Source organism: Microcystis sp. M49636_WE2, assembly GCF_030065375.1.
GTDB classification, from domain to species: Bacteria; Cyanobacteriota; Cyanobacteriia; order Cyanobacteriales; family Microcystaceae; genus Microcystis; species Microcystis aeruginosa_C.
The window spans coordinates 1-8,658 of record NZ_JASJFG010000343.1 but is presented as its reverse complement, the minus strand read 5'-3'; the positions used below and the strand labels follow the sequence as shown (position 1 = coordinate 8,658).

Annotated in this window: 7 protein-coding genes and 1 pseudogene; 4 read left to right on the top strand and 4 right to left on the bottom strand. The window is 41.9% G+C overall.

Going from position 1 to position 8,658, the window contains the following annotated elements; all coding sequences use genetic code 11:
* Positions 1-490: 490 nt before the first annotated feature.
* Together PX484_RS08210 and PX484_RS08205 are read right to left on the bottom strand one after the other, a co-directional pair.
* Positions 491-2,980 (bottom strand): tetratricopeptide repeat protein, encoded by a 2,490-nt coding sequence (locus tag PX484_RS08210; protein ID WP_287766762.1) that lies wholly within the window; start codon positions 2,978-2,980, stop codon positions 491-493.
* A gap of 26 nt (positions 2,981-3,006) precedes the next feature.
* Positions 3,007-3,108 (bottom strand): annotated as a pseudogene (locus PX484_RS08205) (IS30 family transposase); the annotation flags it as partial.
* A 477-nt stretch (positions 3,109-3,585) separates the two neighbouring features.
* On the opposite strand from PX484_RS08205, the gene PX484_RS08200 reads away from it, so the two are divergent.
* Together PX484_RS08200 and PX484_RS08195 are read left to right on the top strand one after the other, a co-directional pair.
* Positions 3,586-4,647 (top strand): CIA30 family protein, encoded by a 1,062-nt coding sequence (locus PX484_RS08200; protein ID WP_287766763.1) that lies wholly within the window; start codon positions 3,586-3,588, stop codon positions 4,645-4,647.
* Between the two features lie 86 nt (positions 4,648-4,733).
* Positions 4,734-5,354: a CPP1-like family protein gene (locus PX484_RS08195; protein ID WP_002801791.1), complete on the top strand. Its 621-nt coding sequence runs from the start codon at positions 4,734-4,736 to the stop codon at positions 5,352-5,354.
* On the opposite strand, the gene PX484_RS08190 is transcribed toward PX484_RS08195, so the two are convergent.
* Complete coding sequence (locus tag PX484_RS08190; RefSeq protein ID WP_287766764.1) at positions 5,351-6,046, bottom strand: HAD family hydrolase; 696 nt, start codon at positions 6,044-6,046, stop codon at positions 5,351-5,353. The two genes, PX484_RS08195 and PX484_RS08190, sit on opposite strands and share 4 nt — an antisense overlap.
* Before the next feature lie 330 nt (positions 6,047-6,376).
* Between PX484_RS08190 and sds the strand changes: the two genes are divergently transcribed.
* On the top strand, positions 6,377-7,348 hold the full coding sequence (gene sds / locus PX484_RS08185; protein WP_287666325.1) for a solanesyl diphosphate synthase: 972 nt from the start codon (positions 6,377-6,379) through the stop codon (positions 7,346-7,348).
* Here the strand turns inward: sds and PX484_RS08180 are convergent.
* Positions 7,345-7,890 carry a hypothetical protein gene (locus PX484_RS08180; RefSeq protein ID WP_288103413.1) on the bottom strand — a complete coding sequence of 182 codons (546 nt, stop codon included), beginning with the start codon at positions 7,888-7,890 and terminating at the stop codon, positions 7,345-7,347. The two genes, sds and PX484_RS08180, sit on opposite strands and share 4 nt — an antisense overlap.
* Before the next feature lie 261 nt (positions 7,891-8,151).
* Between PX484_RS08180 and PX484_RS08175 the strand changes: the two genes are divergently transcribed.
* Positions 8,152-8,658: hydroxymethylglutaryl-CoA lyase-like TIM-barrel protein (locus tag PX484_RS08175; RefSeq protein WP_502882707.1), on the top strand; the 507-nt coding region annotated here is incomplete at its 3' end.

Genomic DNA, 8,658 nt, shown 5'->3' with positions numbered 1-8,658 from the left:
CGATCGAAGAAAGCTGAGGCCAAGGCAAGGACTACGATTAACAATAGGGCATATAGTCCCGCATTGCGCCATTTTTTGTTATTACCGTTTTTGTTCACGCTGTCGAACTCCTGATAAATTGAGGATGATCTTATCGGTTGTTAAGGGGTTGTTAATTTATGTTAACGTTTCTCAGGAACAGTGGACAGGTTTTTTTTTAATATGCCCGTTCTGGTCCTCAATGGGGGTTAGCTGTTGGGGGTTGGCAGTGGGGGAGCGGGGAGCGGGGGAGAAAAAAGCTGATAACTGATAACAAGGACTGCATCTACAACCTAATTTGTTCAGCTAAAAGCTTTCATGTACTTAGTTTTTAGCCTTCTTTTTCGGGGGGAGAATTGCCAGATTTTTTCTGGGAGCCTTTTGAACCCCCCAAAAATTGATTATACAAGGGAGCTAATCAATGATAAAATCTTGAAGCCTTTGTCAAAAATGAGCTTATTTTTTAGACAAATTACTGCATTTTTAACATCCATTCTACCGCCCGTTCATACAGTTCTAAATTACCGGTTTTTATCAAAGCATTAGCGGCTTTTTGCAAATAGTTAAGGCTCCCTACTCGACTACTAGGATTTTTATCATCGTAGGTGGCAAGAGCCAAGTTATAATAAGCTTCGCCATAATTGGGACGATAAGTAATTGCTAATTGATAATCCGCAATCGCTCCCTTCTTATCGCCGATTTTTTCCTTAACTAAACCTCGATTATAGTAAGCTTCAGCATAGTTAGATTGGAGAGCAATAGCGATATTTAAATCCTCCAAAGCACCAACATTATCTCCCAAATCAAAGCGAATAACTCCCCGGTTATTATAGGTGATCGGATTATTGGAATTCAATCTAATTGCCCTATCTAAATCCTCTAAAGCACCCTCTTTATCCCCAGTTTGTCGTCGAATAATACCACGATTATTATAGGCGATCGGATTGGCCGATATTCTCGGTTTTACTTGTACATTATCGGGAATAGTAGCGGTATCGGTGCGTGCATTTCCCCGATTACTATACACTGTCACATCGATAGGATTAATGCTCAAAGATTGCAGATAATCTGTAATCGCTCCTTGATCATCTCCCACGTCAGCGCTACTATTACCACGACTATAGAAAATTCTCGCATCACGGACTTTTTCTAGAAATACATTATAATCCTCGATCGCTCCCTGTTTGTCCCCTTTTTCAAAACGCGCATTGGCCCGTTTATGATACCCTTCTGGATCGTTAGGATAGGCAACTATATAAGTAGTATAATCTCTTTCGGCCGCGGCAAAATTTTTCAGAGCAAAATAAGCATCTCCCCGGGCTTGAGCATGACAAGAGACGTTATAATTAGGACGAAAATCGGTTTCTCTGGAGTCATAAAAATAATTTCTGTCGGCAGATTCTTGGATATTTTCGCTACAGACAGAGCGAGAAGTAAAACTAGGTGTATTGATCCGATCATCTTGGTCTAAGGCAATATTATAATTATCTACTGCCTCCTGATAACGCCCTAATTTATACAGCACTAATCCCCGATGATAGTGAGCGGCTGCATCATGACGATTTCGTGCCACTGCTGCAGTAAAATCCTCTAAAGCTCCTGCGTATTCTTGATATTTATTGGCCCGCATTAACCCCCGATATACATAAGCTTTTGCGTCTTGGGGTTGCAGATAAATTGCTTGGTTATAATCTTGAATTGCCCCTTGATTATTGTTGAGTCTTAGGTGAGCATAACCCCGTTTAAGAAATGCTCTAGCATGGGGAATTTTATCGTAGTTGGGATTAATACGGATGACAAGTGCTAAGTCTTTGATGGCTCCATTATAATACTCGATCGCTGTTTGATATCCTTCCGGGGAATTATTCGATAAATTGGCTAATTCTACTTCCTCGTCAGCCATTTCAATTTGTACTCTGGCACGGTTTTGATAACTGCTAGGAGCATTCTTGGCTAAAAATAGTTTGGGTGAGCATTTTAAAACGATTTTATAATCCTTAAAAGCATCTCGTTTTCTCCCTATCTTTTCTAAAGCTATGGCCCGATTATAATAGAGTTCAATTAGATCGGGTTGGTATAAAATAGCCAGGTCATAATCTTTGATAGCCTCTGCATAATTTCCCCACCGAGAGTATAGCTGTCCTCGATGATAATAGCCGCGATAATTTTCAGTTTCATAACCGATAAAACGCTGATAATAATCTAAAGCCAAGGATTGATGATCGAGCAAAGACGCAACACTTGCTAGGTTAAAGTAAACTTCACTTTCATTGGGATTATATTTAAAGGCTTGCCGAAAATCTGCTTGAGCAGCTTCTAATAATTTTAGCTGATGCTGCTTCCTTATTGGCCTTTCTGACTCAATAAGGGGTGTTTCTTCCTCAATAACAGGGATTTCCTCAACTATAGGTTTTTTTTCCTCAATAACAGGGATTTTCTCAACTATAGGCGTTTCTTCCTCAATAACAGGGATTTCCTCGGCTATAGGGGTTTCTTCTTCCTCCATCGCCATGGCTAACTTTAACTTACCTCTTTGATAATAGGCTTGGGCTAGTAACTGTCGATCTTTGAATCCGGGAGCATTATAATTACTATACCAAATGTATTGACTGAAATCATCGATCGCACCGTTTCGATCGTTGATTTTTTCTCGCGCCATTCCCCGTTGAAAATAAAGTTTAATCGTACTAGGATCGCTAGGATAGACTCGCAGAGTGGCCGAATAATTAGCAATTTCTCTTTGGAGAGCGTTAGTATCAACTTCTTCCCTAGAAATGACGGGACATTGTAGGTTTTCTACTGCTTTAACCGAATTAACTTCTAAACCAAATAATCCCCAAAACAACAGGGGAGACAATAAACATATTTTTCTAAAAAGCTTGACATTTAACCTATTTTGTGCTAGGGGATTGGGGATGGCTTGATCTGTCGGGGTTTTAGGGATTAAGGATTGTTGTGACATGATGATTAAAAAAATTTGCAGTAAACTCAAATCTGAATTGCATCACTATCCGATCGTATTTGATAAAATACCTCAAAGGGGGTTCGATAGTCAAGACATTTTCGGGGATGATTGTTAATTAACTCCACAACTTTTGCAGCATCCTTCCGTTGGCTATCCCAGACTGGTTATGGCAAATTAGTAGTTTGAATCAGCTTAAAAACTTAGATAGTATGGAATCGAATAAAGCAAAAATAGGCCCTCTTGGGTTTGCTGGGTACGAGCGAATAGAACGAACCACAAAGACACAAAGGACACAAAGATCGATCGCTCCTATATTAAGTTAAACTGATCAGACGAAGAATAAGAGAGTCAAAATTAATAGACCTCCCGCAAAAGTAAGTTCTCGATCCGCTATCGGGTCAAAATATCTAAAAGCACAGATAAATTTGACATCATCTTCGGTTTTATGGGTAGGATAGTTGTCTCTTGTCTTTTTTCTCCTCCTGTCTCGGAGTTTCCTCACCTAACGGAAGATTTTTGATTTTTACAGGAGAGCTTTTGATCTCAAACAGCCAAATTAACTCGATAAAATAAAAATTAATGGCAGTAAGGAGATAAAAGTTATGGCTGAGTCAAAAAGCTGGGATTTTCAGAGATTTTGGCAAACTCTCGACTATTTTGATAGTATTCCCCTCTGGAGTTGTCTGCAAAAGCTGCTCGGTTTCGGGGAAGATAAAAAAATTCAGCTAACAAATGAGCAAGCAATGAAGACTATTTTAGTCATTGGTGGTGAAAATGCGATCGGTAGAAAGGTAATCGCTCAACTACAGCAGCAAAACTATCAAATTCGCGCTTTAGTCGATAATATCGAGTCTGCACGTCAATTATTTGCTGAAAATGTCGATTTATTCGCTCTGCAAACCCCGCAATTATTCACGGGGATTGATGAGATTATCTACTGTCAAGGGGAGAATAACCGCCATAGTTTAGCCAATTTACTCGATTTACTGAAAAATGCTGGTATAAGCGCCGAAAAAACCCTCTTTAACTTTAGCAATCCCAGCAGTGATATAAAAGAAATCTGGGGTGCGGTGGATGATGTGGTAATGGGAGGAGTGAGTGAGAGTCAGATAACCCTAACCGGAGGACGCGCTCTCTTTTCTGGTATCGTTAGAACCGAAAATAACGGTGGTTTTGCCTCAGTTCGTACCAGAAACCTGAATCCTCCCCTAAATTTATCTAACTACGAGGGAATAGAATTACAGGTACAAGGGGACGGAAAACGCTATAAATTAATTCTGCGCTGTGAAGGACGTTGGGACGGCATCGGTTACTGTTATTCTTTTGATACACTTGATCGCACCCTGCAAAAGATTTCTATTCCCTTTCGCGATTTAATCCCAGTGCTGCGGGCCAAAACGATGAGAGATGTAGTACCCTTTGATAGCAGTAGCGTCTATGCTTTGCAGTTAATGCAGAGTAAATTCGAGTACGATGGGGCCTTAAATCCCTGTTTCTCTCCGGGGTTATTTGCTTTAGAAATTGTCACAATTAAAGCCTACGGTGGCAAAAACCGCTTAATTATCGTTAAAGAAGGAGAAATCGCCGAAAAAAGCCTCTTAGATGCTAGTGGTTATCCCTACGAAGCGATCGATTCTGCCCAGATTTTCGCTAAACTTAATTAATTTAAATAAGCTTGGATCTCAAGTTAAACTACAGAACATAGGGTTAAGATCATGACTATCGGGAGCATAATTAAGGAGGTATGTTCATGAGTGAACAGAATCCCTACGAACAACTTGGGGTTACTGAAGAATCCTCTTTTGAAGAAATTCAAGAGGCCAAACAAAGACTGGTGCAACAGTATCAGAATGATAGCAAAATTGTCGAATTGATCGAGGCGGCCTACGATTCCGTCCTCATGGATCGACTGCGGATGCGACAGGAGGGTAGAATTAAAGTTCCCGATCGCATTCGTTTTCCCGAACGTCTGACGATTCCGGTGGAAAGTAAACCAGTTACTAGCAGCAAATCTCCTAACTGGTGGCAAAGCTCAATCGATACACCTTCTGCACAGGATATCGGCGTACCAGCAGTGATTTACGCTTGTTTAGGAGCAATAACGCTGTTAGTTCCCGATCCTAGTGGCTCCCTCTTACCGCTGCTCTTAGCTTTTGGCGTTTTCGTTAATATCTATTTTTTCAACCGCAAAGAAAAACGTTTTGGCCGCGCCTTGCTATTCACTCTCGCTGGTTTAGTGCTAGGAGTCGCTCTGGGAGCGGGATTAGCCAGTTTAGCGGCCAAGGCTGATTTGAATATTTTCGGCGATCGCCAAATTTATGCGCTCGTCACTTTTCTGATCTTTTGGGTGATTAGTAGTTTTTTCCGTTAACCAATCGCTCGTAGGGATCCTAAGATCACGTCCACTGCTTCCCCAAGGTTATTGACGATATAATCAGGCTCGTAGCTCTCTAAACGGGAACGGCTGCGAATCCCCGATAATACGCCAATAACCTTAATATTTTGGCTCTTAGCGGCGGCAATATCCGCTTCCGTATCCCCCACCATCCAAGTATCGGCAGCCGCCGGCAGTTCCTTTGCGGCCTTAGCCATAAGCAGGGTTTTGTCGCGCACGTCGTTGGTTTTGGTGTAATTGTTATTTAGACAATAACGACGATTAGCGGCGAAAAAACGACCGATATCGTGGCGATTAAAGGCATGATCTAGCTCGGACACCCGCCGCATCGTCATCACGACTAAATCGATCTTTAACTCTTGGATTTTCTGGAGAGTTTCCAAAGAACCAACCACCGGGCGATCGTGGACAAGATAGGGTAAAGTATGAACAGTTTGACGACGAAGATGGGCAAATTTCCGGGACTGATCTTCATCTAATCCTGACATTTCCCCGATACGCTTCTCAGAAACCTGATCCCGTTTTAACTGCCAGAATTCCGCTTTCGATAATTCCCCGATAATTTGACCTTTATAGGCGGTTTTCTGTAAACAGTCTTGATAAACTTGGTAATATCGCTCCGATACGTCCATTATCGGGCCGTCAAAGTCGCTAATTAGTCTCAACATCGTTCTAATACTTCTCGCTTTATTAATTTTTATATACAAGTTACCCTAGAGTCTTGACAATGACAAGGGTTTTGTCGGGAAAAAGATTAGGGACCAGGGAAGTGGGGTGTGGGGTGTGGGGTGTGGGAAGTGGGGTGTGGGAAGTGGGGTGTGGGGTGTAGGGTGTGGGGGGAGACGGGGAAATTTCAACTAATACCCCAAAACCCCAACCTCTAACCCCTCACTGATTACTGATTACTGATGCTTCCCCTTCCCTAGTCTGGACGGTTAGCTTAAAATAAATGTAAGGATATGTAAACTTTCGTAACTATCTCGCCAATTGGCTAACCAATGATCCCAACAACTTCTTTATTCGCACCCGTTGACGATGATCTCCGTCTTTTGACCGATAACTTAAAAAATCTCGTCGGCGCTCGTCATCCCATTTTAGCGGCGGCAGCAGAACATTTGTTCGAGGCCGGTGGTAAACGCGTTCGACCGGCGATCGTGTTGCTGGTATCTCGCGCTACCATGTTAGACCGGGATATCACTCCCCGTCATCGTCGATTAGCGGAAATCACGGAGATGATTCACACTGCCAGTCTCGTCCATGATGATGTGGTAGATGAGGCAGAATTGCGGCGCAGTGTTCCCACCGTTAACAGTTTATTTGACAATCGCGTGGCGGTTTTAGCGGGAGATTTTCTTTTCGCTCAATCCTCTTGGTATCTAGCTAATTTAGATAATTTAGAAGTGGTAAAATTGCTCTCGGAAGTGATTCGCGATTTTGCTGAAGGGGAAATTCAACAGGGAATTAATCGCTTTGATACCAGTATCTCCTTAGAAGCTTATCTAGAAAAAAGTTACTACAAAACTGCTTCTTTAATTGCCAATAGTGCCAAAGCAGCCGGGGTATTAAGCGATCAATCGGCCGAAGTTAATCATCATTTATATAATTATGGCCGCAATTTAGGATTAGCTTTTCAGATCGTCGATGATATTCTCGATTTTACCTCTCCCACGGAAGTATTAGGAAAACCCTCTGGCTCCGATTTGATCAGTGGTAATATCACTGCTCCCGCTCTCTTTGCCATGGAGGAAAATCCCTATATAGAAGTGTTAATCGAACGGGAGTTTAGTCAGGAAGGAGACATCGAAAAAGCTCTTGATTTTATTCACTCTAGCCAAGGTATTCCTCGCTCAAAAGAATTAGCCAGTCAGTATGGACAAAGTGCATTAAAACACCTTGACTGTTTAGCTTCTTCTCCCTCAAAAGAGGTGCTAATCGAGCTAGTGGATTACGTTTTGAGCCGAATTTATTAGGGAATAATAGTTCTCGCCGTAGCAATAGTCCAAGCATCGACTAATAATAAAAATAGGGTGAGAGCAAAAAGAATTCCATACATCCAAGGTTGAGAAAGGGGGCGAATATCGGTCATATCCAGGTTAGTTTTTTCCTCGATTATTTTGACCATGCGATTAAATCCCGCTACTCGCATCGGTAATAAATAGGCTTTTTCTGCGGAGCGATCAAGGAAATAATAAACTAAACCACCCTGTCCTGTACTGCGACATTTAAGTTCTTTTATATCTGTCCAATTTAACCACCAACCAGAGCGAAGAAAAGCGGGAAACCATTGGGGATAGGTAACTTGTATCCCTGTCTCTGATAAAATGACTCTTTCACTTAAAGCTCCGTATAAAGCGATTAATCCTAAGCTGATTCCTAACCAAAGAAAATTGGGATTAACGGGGGAATTAGTGACTTTTGCTAAAAAGGGTAAAGGGATGGTTAACGCCACATATAAACTTAATAAAGTTACCCGAATTACTGGTGATATCCGAAAAGTTATTGTCTCGTTCATTTGATAACCTTAATCAGTAAACAGTAAACAGTGAAAAGAAGGCTCCGAACTGGCCACTTAATACTTTAACACTTTAATACTTAATACTGTTCACTGAAAACTCAAAACTGATCACTGATCACTGATCACTGATAACTGAACAGAGATTTGCACCTCGATCGCAGGTGATTGTTTGACCGTAAACTGTTATTCTAGGCATTAGGGGCGTGATTTTAACTTGCTACAGTTATTAATTAATATTAACACTTATTGACTATTTCTATGAACAATGGTAAGCGCATTTGGGTCTATGACACTACTCTCCGGGACGGGGCCCAGCGAGAAGGTATTTCCCTCTCCCTCGAAGATAAAATTAAAATCGCCAGGGAATTAGATAGAATGGGTATTCCTTTTATCGAAGGCGGTTGGCCGGGCGCAAACCCTAGAGACGGTCAATTTTTCTGGAAACTGCACGAAGAACCCCTAAAACAAGCGGAATTAGTCGCTTTTTGTTCCACTAGTCGCCCCCATGTCGAGGCCCGGGAAGATCGGATGTTAACCGCCATTCTCGCCGCTAGATCCCGTTGGGTGACAATTTTCGGCAAATCTTGGGATCTGCACGTCACAGATGGCTTAAAATCCAGTCTTGAGGAGAATTTAGCCATGATAGGAGATACGATCGAGTATCTACGCTGTCAGGGAAAACGAGTCATTTATGATGCCGAACATTGGTTTGATGGTTACAAAAATAACCCCGAATACGCCCTTTTAACCCTCAAAACCGCCAGG

What these genes read in the sequence shown, in the direction of transcription:
- PX484_RS08210 (WP_287766762.1), bottom strand. Translation starts at nt 2,980, where the DNA reads ATGTCACAACAATCCTTAATCCCTAAAACCCCGACAGATCAAGCCATC.
- PX484_RS08200 (WP_287766763.1), top strand. Translation starts at nt 3,586, where the DNA reads ATGGCTGAGTCAAAAAGCTGGGATTTTCAGAGATTTTGGCAAACTCTC.
- PX484_RS08195 (WP_002801791.1), top strand. Translation starts at nt 4,734, where the DNA reads ATGAGTGAACAGAATCCCTACGAACAACTTGGGGTTACTGAAGAATCC.
- PX484_RS08190 (WP_287766764.1), bottom strand. Translation starts at nt 6,046, where the DNA reads ATGTTGAGACTAATTAGCGACTTTGACGGCCCGATAATGGACGTATCG.
- sds (WP_287666325.1), top strand. Translation starts at nt 6,377, where the DNA reads ATGATCCCAACAACTTCTTTATTCGCACCCGTTGACGATGATCTCCGT.
- PX484_RS08180 (WP_288103413.1), bottom strand. Translation starts at nt 7,890, where the DNA reads ATGAACGAGACAATAACTTTTCGGATATCACCAGTAATTCGGGTAACT.